We start from the raw sequence: 18,645 nt of genomic DNA on the forward strand, positions 1-18,645 counted from the left end.
TACTATTTTTCAAAAAAATTAGTTTTAATTTTACAGTCTTAAACTATGAACATTTGAAATTCGGTTTCAAAATATTATCCTTTTTCTGTTTGTTGTCACTTCTTGCGATTCAATGTAAGGATGATGATGCTAACATTTTCCGTGCTTATGCGGAGGGAAAGATTACGTATTCTGATGCTAAATTTCTGGAAGACCCAATCCATCTCGTAAAAGACAAAAAAATCATTGCAGAAACTTATCCCAAAGAAAGTGGAAGTTTTGTATTAGCCGGACCTTATGACAAGGGCGCTTATAAATTCCAACTGAAGAATTTTAAAATTAAATCTTTTTCAACGGATACTCAAGGATGCAAAATCTCCAGAGATTCTTTGAGCATCGAAATTCCTGATGGTGTGACTTATGTTATTTTCGATGACATAGTTTTGAAATAATGAAGAAAGTTTTACTCTTATCTTTTTCGTTAATTTCAATTGCTACTTTTTCTCAGAGAAGGAAAAAGCAAGACTGGACGGAAAATGTCCGTTCTTCTATCGACCCACACGTTAAAGTAATGACCGTACTTGGCGATAATTTTCTTAAAGATAGCTTCGATTATTTTTATGGATTTGGGATTGGTGGAAATCTGAACCTTTACAAAAATTTCGGACTTGGTGTAGAATACACTTATTTTTTAGCCAATGTAAAAAATGCTGATAAATTCGGGTATCTTGGTGCACCTTCTATGAACAATTTTGATTGGTATATTTTCCATAAAGATAAAATCACAGAAGATTTTTTTGTGGAAGAAATCTTGGGTTACAGTACATATAGGATGAAAAGTCCTTATTTGGATAATTCTGGTAAATTCACCGAAGGAAACGGCGGATTAAATTTCGGCGCAAAAGCTATTTATACTATTGATAATGAAGGTTATCAACAAGTCTTTTTCGGGACAAAACTTAACTTCTATAATGCTAAAATCGGAAATCAAAATCCCGACATTGCCGATTATTACTCCAAAGCCATATTTCTCAACTTTAGTTTAGCTTACCGTTATAACTTTTAAGCCGTTTTTAAGTTGTTATAATTTCTGGTTAAAGTTTTTTATTCTTAATTTTAGAATGATTTTTAACATAAATTTGTCGAACCAAAACATCACAGAAAATGAAAAATTTATTATCCGCATTGCTACTTACTTTCGGGTTAGGCTTAGCAACAGCACAAACAACAGCTCCGGCAACTGCAAAGACAGCGACTAAAAAAATTGAAAAGCAAGCCAAAAAAGGCGAAGCAAAAGTTGAAAAAATAGCTACGACTGCAGATGTCAAACTAAAAAAAGACGGAACACCAGACAAACGTTACAAGGCTGCCAAAACTTTGAAAAAAGACGGAACGCCGGATAAACGTTACAAGGCCAACAAATAAATTTTCCTAATTGAAGAAGAGAGGGAGAATTTAATTTTTCATAACTTTTATTTTTTTAAGACTTTACACAACTTGTAAAGTCTTTTGTTTTTTGGTTCGTGATTTGTTTACTTATACTCACCAATCCCAAAAAATATTATTATGAGCACAAAACCAATGCTAACGCTTTCTCAAGTTATGGAGAAACTCAGAGAAAAAGGAATTACGGACGAAATCATAATGAACGACAAAAATCAATTTGTCATCCGTAGCACATCAAAAGCTTATCATGCTGAAGACCTGAAAATCATCAGAACTTATCGCTTCGAAGGAGCGAGTGACCCAGCTGATAATATTGCATTATATTTAGTTGAAGATGTCTACGGCAACAAAGCGATGATTATAGATTCTTATGGTGCCGACAGCAATTATGACGGTCAAGAGTTTGATAATTTTATCAAATCTTTGCCTACAGAAGAGAAAGAAGAATATGATTTCTGAAATCAGATGGATATAAAAAAGGAGTTCAATTTTTAGGATTGAGCTTCTTTTTTCTTTAAACGGTTATTCTTAATCTCACGTTTAGCTTCTTTTATTTTTTTCTTTGTTTCTTTCACGGTCTCTTTCACATCTTCCACATTTTCCTTCACTTTATCGACGTTGATGCTGATCAAAGTCTTTTTCAGACCGTCTTCAATGCCTTTCCAAAACAGGTTAAAGAAAGACCTTTCCTTGTTTCTCTCAACATAAACATCCACAGATTCCGGAAATTGTTTTGAATCTTTTCTCACAACTAGATTCACAACCGCAGATAAAAACTTCTTCTTTTCTCTAGTTTTTTTATCAAGAAGGCTCACTTTCAAATCTTTGTGAGTAATCTTGAATTTCCCGTTCATAATGTCATTATTCCCTTTGAAATCAAAATTGAGACTCGTGATAGTTCCGGTCGCAGACACATTAAGATAAGGTTTGATAAACGGATTGATGTCAACAGCAGGCAAATCATTGATAGTTCCGGCGATTGTGAAATTATCCCGCATATCAGCCGTATTGAAGTTCCAATTTACTTTCATTGGTGACGCATCCATAAATTTGCAATTGATTACAATCGGAACTTTTGTATTCGCCCCTTTTTGTTTGTTGGAATTGAGATTTTCAACATCCATATTAAAATGAGTGAAAATGACTTTTCCTGGTCCGTTAGAATCCGGCGTATCTTCTTCGTACACCAATTTGGATTGAATAAGATTCAGATTTTCAACAACTAAAGGAAATTTTATTGTTCTTAATAATTTGGAATAAAGCAGTTTTTCTTTTGGATTATCTTTCGGGATTTTACTTCGGAAGATGTTAGCATCAACATTTGTCAGCTTTGCATTTTTAAGTCTGATGTTCGGTTTATCATTTTCGAATTTCCAATTAATTCCAGAAAACTGGATTCTGTTAGCGGAAATATCAAACAAATCATTTTCCATAGGAATCATTCTCACAAACTCAGCTCTTGATACTTTTGGTTTTAACTTAAAATTCTTTAAATCAATGTTTTGTGAAGACATTTCGAAGCTTGACAAATCCATATTGTAATATTTCCCAGCATCATAAAAAAACTGATTTCCGGAAACTTTGTAATCTTTGTAAGTGAAAGGAATTTTGTTTTTTGAAGTGTCTTCATTCATTACAAATTCTTTCAAATTAGCATTGAATTTCACTAATGAAAGTGACTTTTTCCCATTCGATTTCAAGATAGAAAATTGTCCGTTTTTAATATCAAAGTTTTCAAAATCAATGTTAAAGTTTGACTTTTCTTTGTTTGATTTAACAACTTTATTATCACGATTTTGTAATATAAAAATTGGATCAACAACTTGAGCATTTTTAAAACTCAGCTTCTTTTTATTAAATACCAAATCGTTGAAAGAAATGCTTTTACTTTTGATATCGAAAAATGTCTTTTGTGTTTTGAAATTCTGTTCCCAATTTTTGAAATCAATCAATGGTTTCAGTTCAAAATTATTAATTATCAATTCTCCATTAACTGTTTTCAGTTCAGAAGAATTCAAAGAATAAATCTCACCGATTTGTGCGTAAAACTGATTGGCAGAGATTTTATAACTGTCCAAAGCAAAAGGTAATTCGTTAGGATTTTGATTAAGACTTAGATTTTTGAGATCGATATTAAGATTGTTAGCAGAGAAAAGTTTTGTATTATCAGGCTTATGAATCTCGATATTTCCTTTTTCTATTTCAATATTTTTGATGGTGAAAGGAATTGGATTTTTTTTGTTTTTCTCCTCTTTTGGTTTGGCTAATCTGATTTTTAAATTAGGATTGGTCAGCTTAATAGAATTAGCCTCGATTTGATTGTTTTTTAAAAATTCAATTATATCTAATCTACTGATATTCAAATTACCCAAGCTTCCTTCGAGAGCTAAGACTTCAAGATTGTTTGGTTGTTTAGTTTTAACTTCAATTTGGTTTGCGGAGATACTTCCGCTTAAGATTTCCACGTTCAGAGATTGATAAGTAATCTCGTAAGGTGTTTTGGTTTTGAGATAATCTGGTAATTTATATTTGAGCCAAAGACTGAATCCGATATTCAGTAAAACTATGAGAATCAAAACACTCCCAAGTACGATTGCAGTAATTTTCAGTAGTTTTTTTTGCATATTATTTTATTTTTGGCGGTGGTGGCGGTTCTGGAATTTCTATTCTTGGAGATTTAGTTTTCTGTTGTACATCTTGTCTTGTAACAGATTTCAAAACTTTTCCATTAATATTAATTTCAAAATAGTCTTTCCCTTTTCTGGCAAATATTTTATCCTCTCCAAAACCTAAGCCATAAACATAACTTGGTTTCACTTCATCATAAATTAATGGACAAAGAATCTTATTATTCAAATCAATAATGCCATATTTTTTATTTTTTCCAACAAAAACAACAAACCGAGAGATGAAAACAAAATCATAATCTACCGGTATTTTTTGCTTAAAAGTCTTCTCTTCCAACATTCCGGATTTTGAACCAATTTTTACAATATGTCTGTTTTCGGGACCATATTCTACCCAATCAGAAAACTCATCATAGATAATTGGCGCAAGAATTTTGTTATTGATATCAACTACACCAAATTTCTTATTCTTCTTGACTATGAATTTTGAATGGTCATAGAAAATTGGTCGGATATTTTCATATCCGGAAATTAATATCTTTCCATTGATGCTCATTACTTTAGCTTCATTTTTATTATGAAAAATGAAAATGTTTTCTATATCATCAAGTGTTGTAATGTTATCAAAATTGAAAGGGAAGATTACTTTTCCATTAATATTAATGATTCCTTTTTTATTGTTTTTGGTTGCAATTGCATAATTATCCCCTTCAAATATGAGTTCTTCATCATAAACAAAAGGAATTTTGATATTTCCATTTCTATCAACTAAACCAAATTTTCCTTTAAGATTTTTAAATGAAATGGTTGGATTGTCTGTTCGGAAATTATTATGAATTGGCTCATAAGAATCTCCTATTTTTTCCAAATTTCTATTAATGATAGAAAAGATTTTTCCTTTTCTTGCATTATAGTACTCGGAATAATGACCGTGACTAGTATCATAAGGTTCAATAAAATCATATTCTAATTGTACCTTGAATTCTCCATTTGGTTTTATCATTCCATACTTGCCATTTCTTTTGACGATGGCGTTTTTAAAAGCGTCAAAAACTGTTGCGGAATCAAACTTATTGTTGGGGAAAGCAGGTTCTATTTTTTCATTGAGGAATTCATAATGATTATCTTTTAAAACTAAAACAGCTCCGTTTTCGAAATAAGTAGATTCATCTCTTGTAAAAATGTCTTTGGAAAAATCATAATGGTCTGTTCGGAAAACTTCATTATAAATAAAGTCTGAGAGTTGTTTTCCTTGATTGTCAAAGAAAGCCCATTTGCCTTTGTTTTTTACAATAACATTTTTATCCAGCATCTGTTGATTCACTTCAGGATAAATAATAGGAATTATTTCTTTACCAGATTTATCAATGAACCCTGATTTTCCATTTTTACTTACCGCGCACAATCCACTTGGTCTGAAACAATCAACAACATCATATTGAATTGGAATAACAATCTTTCCTTTCTCGTTGATAAAACCCCATTTCCTATTTTTTTTAATTGGAGCTAAACCTTCTGAAAAAACACTAACAGCATCAAAATCTCCTTCTAATTTTAAATTTTTATAAGTAATAAAGAATTCTTTACTTCCTTGTTTTGCATAAGCAAGATGGTTTTCAAAAGGGTTTACAAAATCGTATTCAAAAGGAATTACAATAGAACTATCTTTATCTATGAATCCCCATTTGTTTTGTTTGTTATGAACTCGAAACCAGCCTGTTTCTTTATCTTTTTCTATATAATTAATATCTTTTTTAGAAATCTTATTAGGATTCTTTGAACAAGAAAGTAAAATTAGTAAGAGAAAAAATAAAGGATTCTTCATTTTATCAAACTGTCAATTCAATCACATAACCTTCGTGTCCTCTTACATTGATAAAATCTCCGCCTTCAAAAGAAAGATATTGTCCTTTAATCCCTTTCAAAACTCCATTGAATTCTGGTTTTTTGTCCAATGTAAAAACATTGATTTTTGCCGGCGCTTCGTAAGGAAAATCTAGTTTTACAATGTCTTCATCAGTCACTGCAAACTTTTTGAAATCATTAGGAAAGTAGTCCGCAATCTTGTTTCGGAAATCAATTAAATCTAAAGTGTCTTCATATTCATCCGCCAACATTTTTTTCGGGTTGGTTTTATCGGCGATATGTTTTTTGAGTTCAACCTCAATCATTCCGGCTTCGTAACGGTTTTCTGTAATGGCGATTGGCAAAGCGAAAGTCGCACCTTGGTCTATCCAACGCGTAGGAATTTGATGCGTTCTCGTAACGCCAACTTTTACATCACCTGTGTAAGCCAGATAAACGATATGCGGAACCAACTGGATTTCTTTTTCCACTTCCAAATCTCGCTCGACAATACCAAGATGAGCCTTTGACAATTCTGGACGGATAATCGTATCACTAGCATAAGGACTTTCGAAAAAGCATTTTTTACAGAATCCCATTCGGTAGATTTTCTCGTCATTTCCACAATTCACACATTGATAACCAATATGTTTGATGTGCAAATCTTTTCCAAAAAGTTGATTCATATTAATCAAATCATTTTTTAGGTTGAGATAGTATTGGATGGGTTGTCCGTTTTGGGAAATCATTTTTAGGATCTGTCCGGAGAATTGCATTTTGTTGTGGGTTAGAAATTGGGATTAAAAGTAATCATTATTTAATTAATTCTGAATTTTATCAATTGTATTATTATAATTTATTGAGCAGTAACTTGATTTAAATTAATTCTGTAAAACAATCAGTTATAAGACTATAAAAATTTATTATCTAATCCAATCATTATATATAAAAAAATTCCGAAATTAGTTTTAGATTTTTTGCTGTCTTTGGACAACAATTTGACAGAAATTTTGTTATTAATAAAAAATTTAGCCCATGAAAACAAACAGTTTAATTCTAGGATTTGTAACCGCTTTAGTTTTATTTTCTTGTAAAAAAAATGATGTCAAAAAAACATCCGATTCCTTTTCTACAACAACAGAAATCGTAGAAAAAGATGGAAAAACAGATACTATTACATCCTCTAATGCCCAAAAAGATATAAATGGTAAAAAAACCTCATCTGTTTCATATCCTTACAAAGCAAGTGATGGAAGCCGAGCAAAAGCGACTTTTATAGACGATGGCAAGGCAAAAACAATTACTATAGAAGCTAACAATAACAAGTTTGTTCTTGACTTTAAACAAGCAACAACAGCAGGAGAAATCTATGAGAGAAATAGTATTTCTGCAGAATCTACGGAAGACTCATTGTTGATTTCTCAAGGAGATAATGTGATTCATTTGGCAAAAGTCAAGTAAAAATAAAAACCAGCCGAATTTGGCTGGTTTTTTTATTGTAATCCAAGTTGCTTTCGGAATTCTATATTCAGATTATATTGTTCTTCTATTGAAATTGCTTTTCGAGAATTTTTATTGATGTCTTTACCTTCCTTTGTCCACAAATAAGGATAGAAGTTGAAAACTTTATTTCCGTCTAATTCAGAAACTTCTTTTTGCCAATTATTCCATCGATTGTCTTTGTAAAATTGATTCAAATCATTATTGAAACAAAAATCAAGAAACTGTGTATAAGTAATATCTAAAGGTTCATATTCCAAGTTATCAGGAGTGAAATAATAAACTTTGCCCAAATCTTCTCCAAGGCTTCCGCCATTCAAAATAAAAAATCCACCAATTGCATCATCAGCAATCAACAAAAACGAAGGCGTTTCACCATACTCTTTGAATGATTTCCCTTGGTTCCAATCGGGAAGACTTCTATCAAGTTTTGTATTGCCAGAGCCAAGAATTCTAATCCAGCCATTATCTACTAAAATGCCACCTGTATGATAAACAATGGCACCCATTGGAGAACGCGTTGTAACTTGAGTTTTATAAAGCGCGTCATTGGCTTTATCAGAGTTTACCGAGAGAATCTCAACTTTATTCTTTGCAGATTTGACCATTTCTTCAACAATTGGCCAACCTGAGTCTGTTTTGTTGATTAGTTCTTCTAAAGGTCTCATTTTGTTCTGAGCATTTATTGTTAGAAAAATTAGACTAAATATAATGGTAAAATATTGTCGAAACATATTTTATCCATTAAAAACTTGATTTTCCTGCTCTTGAACCCGGATAAAAGTCGTTCTTTTCGATAACTCTTTCAACTTTGATGCACCAACATAAGTACAAGTTGAACGAACACCTCCTAAGATATCTTTTACTGTTTCTGCAACTGGACCTTTGTAAGGAACCTTCACGGTTTTTCCTTCGGAAGCACGATATTCTGCAACACCTCCAGAATGTTTATCCATTGCAGTTTGAGAACTCATTCCGTAGAATAATCGGAAAGTTTTTCCATTTTCTGTGATGAGTTCACCGCCGCTTTCGTCGTGTCCGGCAAACATTCCGCCCAACATTACGAAGTCTGAACCGCCACCAAAAGCTTTCGCTACATCTCCGGGAACTTTACAACCACCGTCACCAATGATTTGACCGCCCAAACCGTGAGCCGCATCCGCACACTCAATAATCGCAGAAAGTTGAGGATAACCAACTCCGGTTTTGACTCGAGTTGTACAAACCGAGCCTGGTCCAATTCCAACTTTGATGATATCAGCACCTGCTAAAATAAGTTCTTCTACCATTTCGCCGGTTACAACATTGCCTGCCATAATAATTTTATCTGGAAAATTCTGACGTGCTTTTTTCACAAATTCTACAAAATGTTCAGAATAACCATTCGCAACATCAATGCAAAGAAATTGGATTTTCGGATTGGCACCCAAGATTGTTTTGATTTTCTCTTCGTCAGCTTTTCCAGTTCCTGTACTCAGTGCAATGTATTGGTAGAAGTCATCGCTTTTATCTTTCAGAAAATCAGACCATTCCTGTACAGAATAATGTTTATGAACAGCCGTAATGATTTTGTCTTTGTAAAGCGCTTCCGCCATTTCGAAAGTTCCAACTGTGTCCATATTGGCAGCAATCAACGGAACACCGCTCCATTTTTTCTGAGTATGAAGAAAAGTGAATTCTCTCTCTATTGTAACTTCGCTGCGGGATTTGAGTGTAGAACGCTTCGGACGAAACATCACATCTTTGAACCCTAATTTGATTTCGTTTTCTATTCGCATATATCAAAATTAGTATAAATTTTTTGTTTTAATAATTTATATTTTTGTTCCACATGAAACATCTTGTCATTATTGGTCTCGTTATTCCAGAACCGGCTTCTACAGCAGCAGGTTACAGAATGATGCAGCTTATCAAATTATTTTCGGAAGCAAATTATACAATTACGTTTCTAACTTCTTCCAACAATATCGAGTTTTCAGAAAAAATCGAAATCCAAAAAATCGACATCAATAATGAAAGTTTTGATAAAAAGATAAAAGACCTCAATCCAGATATTGTACTTTTTGACCGTTATGTAACCGAAGAACAATTTGGTTGGCGAGTTTCAGAAAATTGTCCAAATGCTTTGAAAATCATTGATACAGAAGATTTGCATTTTCTGAGAGAAGCAAGAAGAAAAGCTTTTGTTGAAAAGAGAGAAACTAGTAATGAAGATTTGATTAATGATATTTTCAAGAGAGAAATGGCTTCGATTTTGCGATGTGATTTGTCGCTTATTATTTCAGAATTCGAATATCAATTATTGACAGAAAAATTTAAAATCAATCCTGACATTCTTTTTTATATACCTTTCTTGATTGAGAATATCGAAAAAAATAAAACTGCTTTTGAAGAAAGACAACATTTCGTTAGCATTGGAAATTTTCTTCACGAACCGAATTGGCAAACTGTTCTCAAACTGAAATCGATTTGGAAAAATATTAGAAAAGAACTTCCAAACGTAGAACTTCATATTTATGGCGCTTATGCTTCGGAAAAGGTTTTTCAACTGCATAATGAGAAAGAAGGTTTTTTGGTAAAAGGAAGAGCCGAAGATGTTAAATTACTTTTTAATCAATACAGAGTTTTACTGGCTCCGATTCCTTTTGGCGCAGGATTGAAAGGAAAACTTTGGGAAAGTATGCGATTTGAATTACCTAATGTGACCAGTTCTATTGGTGCAGAAGCAATGCATAAGAATTTGCCTTGGAATGGATTCATAGAAAATTCTGACGAAGGATTTGTGACAAACGCTGTTGAACTTTATCAAAATGAATCCATTTGGAATCAAGCCAACGAAAATGCAAATGAGATTTTGAAACAAATTTTTGATAAGAAATTGTATGTCAATCAGTTTCGGGGAATCATTTCGAATATTGAGAATAATTTAGAAAATCATCGGACAGAAAATTATCTCGGGAAAATTCTGCAACATCATCAACTGAATTCGACAAAATATATGAGTCGTTGGATTGAAGAGAAAAATAGAAAACAGTAACTTTCGAGTTTTCATCGATGTTACTGAAGCTCTAAATTCTGTTTTCTATTTTAAATTCTGTAAAATTGAGTGATTCTTACGAAATGAAAATAATGTAAAATAATTATTTGTTATAGACTATTTCAAACTCATCCCTTTCATTCAAAAAAGGAAACTTATTTCGGAACTCTTTCAATTCATCCAAATTCCATTCAGATCTGATAAGATTGTTTTTTCTTTCAGAGATTTCTCGTCCGTTGGGGAAATAAACTAATGAACTTTCCTCATATTCAAGATTATAACCGTCTGTTCCAATTCGATTTAATCCAAAAAGAAAAGTCTGATTTTCAATTGAACGTGCTTTTAACAATGATTTCCAAGCTTCAACTCTGGATTTTGGCCAATTCGCAACATATAAAACGGCATCATAATCATTTTGATTTCTCGAAAATACAGGAAATCGTAAGTCAAAACAAACCTGCAAAAGAATCTTAAATCCTTTATAATCAATAATTTTTCGCTCTGTTCCTGCTGTGTAGATTTTATCTTCTCCGGAGTAAGAAAACAAATGTCTTTTGTCGTAATATTCAAAACTTCCGTCGGGTAAAACAAAATAAAATCTGTTATAGAATTTCCCATTTTCCTCCACAGAAACACTTCCTGCAACTGCCGAATTTTTACTTTTGGCAAAGGATTTCATCCAAATCAAAGTTTCTAGATTTCTGTCGGCAACTTCCTCAGCTTCCATACAAAATCCTGTAGAAAACATCTCAGGAAGCAGAAACAAATCTGCTTCAACAGAACCGAATTCTTCTTCGATTTGTTTGAAATTCTGTTCCTTGTTTTTCCAAGAAATATCGAGATTGAGACCTGCAATTTTAATTGTTGACATACTTCAAAAGTTTACTGCAATTTAAAACTTTAAAAGTGTCAATCATAATAAAGTCTTAATAAAAATCGTTCAAAAAAGGAGTAATTGCGTTAAAGTTTACTAAAAAACCGTTAAAAAGCTTGACTGTAACAGTCTGAAAATGATTTATATATAATTTTGCACCACTAAAATAAAATCTTAATATTATAATTAATGAAGAAATTCCCATTATTGTTATGCTTAGTTTATTTGGTAACCACTTCTTTTTACCCCACAAGTTCTGAGAGCAAAATCTCTCAAACCAAAACGATAGTAAAAGAAATAAAACTAAGCCCAAAAAAGAGTTTCTCACCACAAAATCCCGCAGAAGAAATCTATAAAGAGCTTCAGTTTACGGATGAAAAATTGAATTTTGAAGTCTTCGAAAAAGCCTTTTTAGGATTCCAAAATTTGAAAAAATCCCAAAAACTTGTATCGTCAGCCAAATTACTTTCGATTTGTGACTTTAGTTTATCTTCTAACAGAAAACGCCTTTGGGTGATTGATTTGGATGAGAAAAAAGTGCTGTTCAACACATTGGTCGCACACGGAAAAGGAACAGGCGAAGAGTTCGCTACCAACTTTTCTAACACAGAAGATTCGCACCAGTCAAGTCTTGGTTTTTATATTACAGAACAGACTTATAATGGCGATAATGGCTATTCTATGAGACTTTTTGGGATGGACAAGGGCTATAATGATGCGGCGCTGGAAAGATGCATTGTGATGCACGGCGCAAAATATGTAAGTGAAGATTTTATCAAATCTGAGAAAAGATTAGGAAGAAGTTGGGGTTGTCCTGCGGTTTCCAGAGAAATGGCACAACCGATTATTAATAAGATAAAAAACGGAACTTGTCTGTTTATTTATTATCCTGACGAAAAATATCTCACAAGTTCTAAATGGCTGAAAAACGTTGAAAAAATGGATTCAATTCTTGGTTCTCCAAAGCAGAATATGGCAACGAATTAAATCATTTTTATTTTGTAAAACGTATAATGTAAAAAGTTATAAAAAAACCCTTCAGAAATTTCTGAAGGGTTTAATTTTATGGGTTTTTCACTAATAGTCTGAAACCTTCTCCGTGCACGTTGATGATTTCCAAACCTTCATCATCTTTCAGAAGTTTTCTCAGTTTTGCGATGTAAACGTCCATACTTCTCGCCGTGAAATAATTCTCTTTTTTCCAGATTTTTCTCAAAGCTAAATCTCTTGGCATAAAGTCGTTTCTGTGAATACAAAGCAATTTCAAAAGTTCGTTTTCTTTTGGAGATAATTTGTACTCGTTTTCGCCAACTCTTAGTTGTCTCAACATAGAATCGAAGAAGATATTACTGATTTTGAACTGCTCTTGGTCTTCATTTTCCAAAACAGCGCTTCTTTGTAGAATTGCCTTGATTTTGTAAAGAAGTAACTCTGTATCAAATGGTTTAGTGATGTAATCGTCTGCTCCCAATTGATAACCTTTCAGGATATCTTCACGCATATTTCTTGCGGTCAAGAAAATGATTGGCGTGTTTTTATCAATTTTTTTCACATCTTCTGCCAAAGAAAATCCATCTTTTTTCGGCATCATTACATCGAAAATGCAGATGTCGAATTCCTTTTCTGTAAACTCTTTCAGTCCTATTTCTCCGTCGGTTGCTAATGTTACCTCGAAGTTGTTGATGGTTAAATAATCCTTAAGAACTGCGCCAAAACTTTGGTCGTCTTCTACTAATAATATCCTGTTGCTCATAGCCTTGTAATTAATAATTAAAAATAAAGAATTAATATTTCTTCGTGTCGTTTATATTTTGTTTAGTGGTTTTTAAAATAGTTGTTAATAATTTAATAATTTCCTCTACATCTTTTTCTAGTGATTTGAATTCTGCTTCATTTATAAATTCTGTTTTATGTAATAATTTTATCCAATAATATGCTTCAAAAGCTTCTTTGTAAGAGATTTGCAGTTTCACGACAAACTCTTTTTTGCTAAAAGAGGCAATTCCTTCTTCTATATTTGCACCAATCGATGTTGCTGACCTTAATAATTGTTTTGATAAAACAAACTCTTTCCTTTCTGAGGTTAATAATTTAAAAAGATTAATAATCCTTACAGAAAAATCAAAGGACTTATCTCTAATAATATTTCTCTTAATTTCGGTATTTTCCAAAATCTTAATTATTAATTTTTCATTATTAATTAAATTATCGGAAGTTTTATGGTGAATGTGCTTCCTTTTCCTTTGTGAGAATCTACGTGGATTTGACCTTTGTGATTCTCAATAATCTTTTTCACATAAGACAATCCAAGACCTTGTCCTTTTACATTATGGATGTTTCCTGTCTCTTCTCGGAAGAATTTTTCGAAAATCTTGTTTTTATTGGTCGATTCCATTCCCATTCCTTTATCGGAAATTTCGATGACGTACCAGTTTCCTTCATTTCTTGTACTAACCTTTATTTCAGGCGTTTCCGGAGAATATTTGTTAGCGTTATCAAGAAGATTAATCAAAGCATTCGAAATATGAAATTCATCGATTAAAAAATTATATTTAGTCGCATTAAAATCCGTTGTTAAACTTCCATTTCTTTCATTGACAATTAATCGGAAAGATTCGGCAACGCTTTTTATCAATTCCCGAACGTTGGTTTCTTTCAAATGAAGAGGCATTTCGTTTCGTTCCAGTTTGGACATATTCAGAACGGTTTCAACCTGTTTTTTCATCCTCAGGTTTTCCTGTTTTATGAGTCCTGAATAGTATTTGACTTTATCAGGGTCGGTTGCGATTTTATCATTAGCCAAAGAATCCGTTGCGACAGAAATCGTTGCCAAAGGCGTCTTGAACTCGTGAGACATATTGTTTATGAAATCTGTTTTGATTTCAGCAATCTTTTTCTGTCTCATCATATAATTAATCGAAATAATATAAATCCCCAAAATCGTCAATAATGAAATAAAAGTTCCCAACAACATTGGTAAATTGTGTTTTACCAAAGAATAATCCTTTCTTGGAAAAACTAATGCTAGAGTATAAAGCGTTCTGTCTTTGCTGTCTGTAAAAAGCGGATATGTATAATTCGTTTTATCCTTTTGGTCAAGATAAATGTTGTTTGCAACCGTTGTCAATTGGTTGGTTTTATTGATGACAGCAAAGCCAAATTTTGTATCAATTCCTTTTAGCTTTAACTCTTTTGAAATGACGGAATCTATGGTTTTGCTGTCAACACGCTTTTCTATCGGAAGATTGGTTGCACTCAACCGTGCAAATTCCTTCATCTGATAAGAGTTATTATCAAGGTCTCTGCTGATGTTGGTTGTCAAAGGTTCAGGATTGCTTCTTTTCAGTTTCAGTTGTCCTTCATCTTTGTAAAGTTTCGTCGTGTACAAAGTATCACCTTTTGCCGAAACGGGAATGTTTTGTTTTTCAACAATGCTTGTTTGGAAAAGAATATTCGAACGATTGGCAGAATCAGAACTTTGTTGGATGTAAGTCTTAGTTGGTTGGTTTTTAGATGCTAAAACCTCTTTTCCAACATTGTTATAAGTCTCATTCCAATATTTGTTGACCTCGATTTGATTGACTTTCTGAGTCGAAGTTTCTAATGCGGAATAAACTTTATTGGAAAAATCCTGCTCAAGCGAAGTATATAATTCTTTAATCCAATATAACTGTAAAGAGACAAAAACCACCAAGGAAATTGTCATAAAAACAGATATAATAGGAATAAACTTGTTGTTCATATATTTTTTAAGTTTGAAAAGTTAAAATTACTCTTTTTAAGAATATCTCAACAATAATAACGAGCTGTAATTATTAAATATTTCTTAAAATGAAAAGATTTAACATTTTATTGTGAATATCAAATACATTGCCATAAGAAAAGTTTGGTGTGATTTTTTATAATTAATTTTATAAAAAGTAAAAGTTATGAACTCAGAAATTTTTTTTAATAAGGACTCGGAAATAGGAGTATATGTGATGAAAGTTTACAGAGCCGATGTTTCCACGCTTTGGGATTATTTTACAAAGTCAGAATTTATTGACCAATGGTGGGCGCCAAAACCTTGGAAATGTGAAACCGAAAAAATGGATTTTCGAGAAAACGGAAATTGGTTGTATGCAATGAAAGGTCCGAACGGAGAAAAAGAAAAGGCACTAGCAAATTATGGCGAAATAATGCCTCACCGAAGTATTGCGTGGACAGATGCTTTCGCCGACGACAAAGGAAAAGTGAGAACAGATTTGCCCCAAACTTCTTGGCTGATTGGTTTCACAGGAATTGATGAAGGTACAAGAACCACCTTTAATCTGCATTTCAACTCAAAAGAAGAAATGAATCAGCTCATCGAAATGGGTTTTGAAGAAGGCTTTAAAATGGGATTGAATCAGTTGGAGGAAATTTTAGAAGAAAATCAATCACGATAATTTTCTCGCAGATTAAGCGAATTGTGCAGATTTTTTAAGGTTATCATCAGCAAAATCTGTCGAATCTGCGAGATGTAAACCTTAATCCAAATTAATTTCTTCATCAATAAAATACTGGATAATCGCTTTTTTCATTAGAAGCGATTGTTCGTTAGGTTTCAACTCAGGAAGGTCGTCTAACTTTTCGAATTGAGGCCAGCCATCTTCATAATGCGTGAATTTGTAATAACCAAAAGGCTCTAGCAATCTACAAACCGCAATATGAATAAGATTGACCTTATCATCTTTAGTGAATTTTTGTTGGCCACTTCCGAGTTCCTGAATACCAATTAAAAATAATATTGTTTCAATAGGAGGATTCTTTTCGGTTTGAAAGTTTTCTTCAAAGAAATGTTCTATTTTTTTCCAGATTTCGGATTCTGTCATATTGCTTTTTTACTTTCTTAAAATTTTATCCATTGTTTTCCCTTTCGCCAATTCGTCGATCAATTTATCCAGATAACGAATCTGTTGCATCAGTTTATCTTCGATTTCTTCAACACGATAACCACAAATCACACCGGTTATTTTTGAAACATTCGGATTCAACTTTGCTTCTGCAAAAAATGTTTCGAAATCAATTTTATTATCAATGATTTCCTGAAGTTTCTCAGAATCATAACCCGTCAGCCAAAAGATGATTTCGTCAATTTCGGCTTTTGTTCTGCCTTTTTTCTCAGCTTTCGCAATGTAATGCGGATAAACGCCGGCAAAAGACATTTTGTAAATTCTGGTGTTGTCGGTTTTCATTAATAAATCAATTTAGATTACTTATCTATCTTCAAAAGAAACGCATATTCCAAAGCAATTTCCTTTAAACTCTCGAATCGTCCGCTTGCACCGCTGTGACCGGAACTCATATCGGTTTTGAAAATCAGAATGTTGTTATCCGTTTTCAAATCTCTCAATTTTGCTGTCCATTTTGCCGGTTCCCAATATTGAACCTGAGAATCGTGGAAGCCAGTTGTAATCAGCGTATTTGGATAATCCTTTGCCTCGATATTGTCGTAAGGCGAATAGGATTTCATATAATCATAATATTCCTTTTCGTTTGGATTTCCCCATTCGTCGTATTCTCCCGTTGTCAAAGGAATGGTTTCGTCCAGCATCGTCGTCACAACATCTACAAACGGAACTTGCGCCACAATCCCATTGAATAATTCCGGATTGTAGTTCATCACAGCTCCCATTAGCAATCCACCGGCGCTTCCACCCATTGCGTAAAGATGTTTTGGAGAAGTATAATTTTCTGATATTAAATATTTTGCAGAATCGATGAAATCAAAAAATGTATTCTTTTTCTGCAACATTTTTCCGTCTTCATACCATTCTCTTCCAAGATATTCTCCGCCTCGGATGTGTGCGATGGCGTAGATATAACCTCGGTCAAGCAAAGTCAATCTTACACTGGAAAAACTAGCGTCAACCGTGTGACCGTAACTTCCGTAACCGTAGAGTAGAAGAGGCGTTTCTGCAGATTTCTTGGTATCTTTATGATAAACCAGAGAAATCGCAACTTCTTTTCCGTCTCTTGCTTTTGCCCAGATTCTTTCTGAGATATAATTTTCTGAGAAGAATTTTCCGCCCAAAACTTCCTGTTCTTTAAGTAGTTGGGTGGTTTTTTCCTTCATATCATATTCGTAAGTTGAAGAAGGTTTTGTCAAAGACGTATATCCGAAACGCAGTTTTTCTGTGTCAAATTCCATATTCGTTCCGATATACGCCGTATAAGTTGGGTCGGAAAATGGAAGATAGTGAGAATCTCCTGTTTTGCTTTCGATGATTTTGATTTGAAGAAGTCCTTTTTCACGTTCCTCAATCACGAAATAATCATTGAAAATTTCAGAACCTTCCAACAGAACATTTTCTCTGTGAGGAATGAAATCTACCCAATTTTCTATCTCTGGCTGAGAAACTTTGGTCTTTACAATTTTGAAATTAGTAGAATCGTCAGCATTTGTAATGATGTAAAAATCATCTTGATAATGCTCCACAGAATACTCCAAATCCTCCGTTCTTTCCTGAATTATTTTCCAATCTGCAAAAACATTATCTGCAGGAATGAATCTATGTTCATCTTCGTTCGTACTTGATGAAGAAATAAAGATGTATTCTAAAGATTTGGTTTTAAAAACATTAACATCAAAAGTCTCATCTTCTTCGTGGAAAATCAAAATATCTTTTTCAGTATCTGTTCCCAACTTGTGACGGTGGATTTGATAAGCTCTTAGACTTTCATCTTTTCTGATGTAAAAAATATGCTGATTGTCATTTGCCCAAACAGCTTTTCCGGTTGTGTTTTCGATTTTATCTTCGAAAATTTCTCCCGTTTTGATATTCTTGAAAAATATAGTGTAGATTCTTCGCCCAGTTTTATCAGAAGAATAAGCAATAAATTGATTATCAACACTTACAGAAACGCTTCCTATATCAAAATATTCTTCGCCTTCTGCCAAGATATTGACATCCAAAAGAATCTCTTCTTCATTGTCCAGAGTCTGAAATTTCCTCGAAAAAACAGGATATTCTTTCCCATCTTCATAACGGACGATGTACCAATATTGATTAAAGAAATAAGGTAAAGACTGGTCGTCTTTTTTGTAACGGGATTTCATTTCCTCAAACAATTCGTTCTGAAGGTCTTCTGTATCCTTCATTACAAAATCTGTGTAAGAATTTTCTTCTTCTAGGTATTTTATAACTTCGGGATTTTCACGTTCATTCATCCAGAAAAAAGGGTCGTTTCTTTTATCGTTTTGAATTTCAAGAAGTTTATCTATTTTTTTTGCTTTAGGAGCATTCATTTTGAAATTGATATTAATTAAAACCACATAGGCACATAGATTAATTTTTTATACAAAGAAAAAATAG

Annotated in this window: 20 protein-coding genes; 8 read left to right on the forward strand and 12 right to left on the reverse strand. The window is 32.9% G+C overall.

Going from position 1 to position 18,645, the window contains the following annotated elements:
- Positions 1 to 53 precede the first annotated feature (53 nt).
- The 4 genes from RTY06_RS07905 (at position 54) to RTY06_RS07920 (ending at position 1,884) form a co-directional block, all read left to right on the forward strand.
- A complete protein-coding gene (locus tag RTY06_RS07905; RefSeq protein ID WP_312824050.1) occupies positions 54 to 431 on the forward strand; it encodes a hypothetical protein in 378 nt (125 codons plus the stop codon).
- Complete coding sequence (locus RTY06_RS07910) at positions 431 to 1,045, forward strand: hypothetical protein (protein ID WP_312824052.1); 615 nt, start codon at positions 431 to 433, stop codon at positions 1,043 to 1,045. Before RTY06_RS07905 ends, RTY06_RS07910 begins: the two co-directional genes overlap by 1 nt.
- A gap of 98 nt (positions 1,046 to 1,143) precedes the next feature.
- Positions 1,144 to 1,404, forward strand: coding sequence for a hypothetical protein (locus tag RTY06_RS07915; protein WP_312824054.1), 261 nt, complete (start codon positions 1,144 to 1,146; stop codon positions 1,402 to 1,404).
- A 141-nt stretch (positions 1,405 to 1,545) separates the two neighbouring features.
- Positions 1,546 to 1,884, forward strand: coding sequence for a hypothetical protein (locus tag RTY06_RS07920; protein WP_312824056.1), 339 nt, complete (start codon positions 1,546 to 1,548; stop codon positions 1,882 to 1,884).
- 32 nt (positions 1,885 to 1,916) lie between these two features.
- On the opposite strand, the gene RTY06_RS07925 is transcribed toward RTY06_RS07920, so the two are convergent.
- From RTY06_RS07925 to RTY06_RS07935, 3 genes are read right to left on the reverse strand one after another with little or no spacing between them, the layout of a single operon-like run.
- Positions 1,917 to 4,049 (reverse strand): hypothetical protein, encoded by a 2,133-nt coding sequence (locus RTY06_RS07925; protein WP_312824057.1) that lies wholly within the window; start codon positions 4,047 to 4,049, stop codon positions 1,917 to 1,919.
- 1 nt (position 4,050) lies between these two features.
- Positions 4,051 to 5,877, reverse strand: coding sequence for a WG repeat-containing protein (locus RTY06_RS07930; RefSeq protein ID WP_312824059.1), 1,827 nt, complete (start codon positions 5,875 to 5,877; stop codon positions 4,051 to 4,053).
- 4 nt (positions 5,878 to 5,881) lie between these two features.
- Positions 5,882 to 6,673, reverse strand: a complete 792-nt coding sequence (locus tag RTY06_RS07935; RefSeq protein WP_312824061.1) for a DUF2797 domain-containing protein — start codon at positions 6,671 to 6,673, stop codon at positions 5,882 to 5,884.
- 259 nt (positions 6,674 to 6,932) lie between these two features.
- Between RTY06_RS07935 and RTY06_RS07940 the strand changes: the two genes are divergently transcribed.
- Positions 6,933 to 7,358, forward strand: a complete 426-nt coding sequence (locus RTY06_RS07940; RefSeq protein WP_312824063.1) for a hypothetical protein — start codon at positions 6,933 to 6,935, stop codon at positions 7,356 to 7,358.
- Between the two features lie 32 nt (positions 7,359 to 7,390).
- On the opposite strand, the gene RTY06_RS07945 is transcribed toward RTY06_RS07940, so the two are convergent.
- The gene (locus tag RTY06_RS07945; protein ID WP_312824065.1) at positions 7,391 to 8,065 is read right to left on the reverse strand and encodes a DUF2625 domain-containing protein; all 675 of its coding nucleotides are present in this window, start codon (positions 8,063 to 8,065) and stop codon (positions 7,391 to 7,393) included.
- 69 nt (positions 8,066 to 8,134) lie between these two features.
- On the reverse strand, positions 8,135 to 9,175 hold the full coding sequence (locus tag RTY06_RS07950; RefSeq protein WP_312824067.1) for a GMP reductase: 1,041 nt from the start codon (positions 9,173 to 9,175) through the stop codon (positions 8,135 to 8,137).
- Between the two features lie 53 nt (positions 9,176 to 9,228).
- On the opposite strand from RTY06_RS07950, the gene RTY06_RS07955 reads away from it, so the two are divergent.
- Positions 9,229 to 10,434, forward strand: coding sequence for a glycosyltransferase (locus RTY06_RS07955; protein WP_312824069.1), 1,206 nt, complete (start codon positions 9,229 to 9,231; stop codon positions 10,432 to 10,434).
- A 103-nt stretch (positions 10,435 to 10,537) separates the two neighbouring features.
- Here the strand turns inward: RTY06_RS07955 and RTY06_RS07960 are convergent, their stop codons facing one another.
- Positions 10,538 to 11,305: a nitrilase-related carbon-nitrogen hydrolase gene (locus RTY06_RS07960; protein ID WP_312824071.1), complete on the reverse strand. Its 768-nt coding sequence runs from the start codon at positions 11,303 to 11,305 to the stop codon at positions 10,538 to 10,540.
- A 192-nt stretch (positions 11,306 to 11,497) separates the two neighbouring features.
- Between RTY06_RS07960 and RTY06_RS07965 the strand changes: the two genes are divergently transcribed.
- Entirely contained in the window at positions 11,498 to 12,295 is a 798-nt protein-coding gene (locus RTY06_RS07965; RefSeq protein WP_312824073.1) for a murein L,D-transpeptidase catalytic domain family protein, read from the forward strand.
- Positions 12,296 to 12,371: 76 nt separating this feature from the next.
- Here RTY06_RS07965 and RTY06_RS07970 read toward each other — a convergent pair whose 3' ends face one another.
- The 3 genes from RTY06_RS07970 to RTY06_RS07980 are packed head-to-tail and all read right to left on the reverse strand — an operon-like array spanning position 12,372 to position 15,050.
- Positions 12,372 to 13,061 (reverse strand): response regulator transcription factor, encoded by a 690-nt coding sequence (locus RTY06_RS07970; protein WP_089870393.1) that lies wholly within the window; start codon positions 13,059 to 13,061, stop codon positions 12,372 to 12,374.
- 31 nt (positions 13,062 to 13,092) lie between these two features.
- Entirely contained in the window at positions 13,093 to 13,479 is a 387-nt protein-coding gene (locus tag RTY06_RS07975; RefSeq protein WP_312824075.1) for a four helix bundle protein, read from the reverse strand.
- A 29-nt stretch (positions 13,480 to 13,508) separates the two neighbouring features.
- Positions 13,509 to 15,050 carry a HAMP domain-containing sensor histidine kinase gene (locus tag RTY06_RS07980; RefSeq protein ID WP_312824077.1) on the reverse strand — a complete coding sequence of 514 codons (1,542 nt, stop codon included), beginning with the start codon at positions 15,048 to 15,050 and terminating at the stop codon, positions 13,509 to 13,511.
- A 187-nt stretch (positions 15,051 to 15,237) separates the two neighbouring features.
- Here RTY06_RS07980 and RTY06_RS07985 point away from each other — a divergent pair, with 187 nt between their 5' ends.
- Positions 15,238 to 15,735, forward strand: a complete 498-nt coding sequence (locus RTY06_RS07985) for an SRPBCC domain-containing protein (RefSeq protein ID WP_312824079.1) — start codon at positions 15,238 to 15,240, stop codon at positions 15,733 to 15,735.
- A gap of 81 nt (positions 15,736 to 15,816) precedes the next feature.
- On the opposite strand, the gene RTY06_RS07990 is transcribed toward RTY06_RS07985, so the two are convergent.
- The 3 genes from RTY06_RS07990 to RTY06_RS08000 are packed head-to-tail and all read right to left on the reverse strand — an operon-like array spanning position 15,817 to position 18,578.
- Positions 15,817 to 16,161 (reverse strand): hypothetical protein, encoded by a 345-nt coding sequence (locus RTY06_RS07990; protein ID WP_312824080.1) that lies wholly within the window; start codon positions 16,159 to 16,161, stop codon positions 15,817 to 15,819.
- Positions 16,162 to 16,170: 9 nt separating this feature from the next.
- Entirely contained in the window at positions 16,171 to 16,524 is a 354-nt protein-coding gene (locus RTY06_RS07995) for a DUF2200 domain-containing protein (RefSeq protein WP_312824082.1), read from the reverse strand.
- A gap of 17 nt (positions 16,525 to 16,541) precedes the next feature.
- Positions 16,542 to 18,578: a S9 family peptidase gene (locus RTY06_RS08000; RefSeq protein ID WP_312824084.1), complete on the reverse strand. Its 2,037-nt coding sequence runs from the start codon at positions 18,576 to 18,578 to the stop codon at positions 16,542 to 16,544.
- Positions 18,579 to 18,645 lie beyond the last annotated feature (67 nt).

The organism is Epilithonimonas sp. (genome assembly GCF_032055105.1).
Taxonomy (GTDB): Bacteria; Bacteroidota; Bacteroidia; order Flavobacteriales; family Weeksellaceae; genus Epilithonimonas.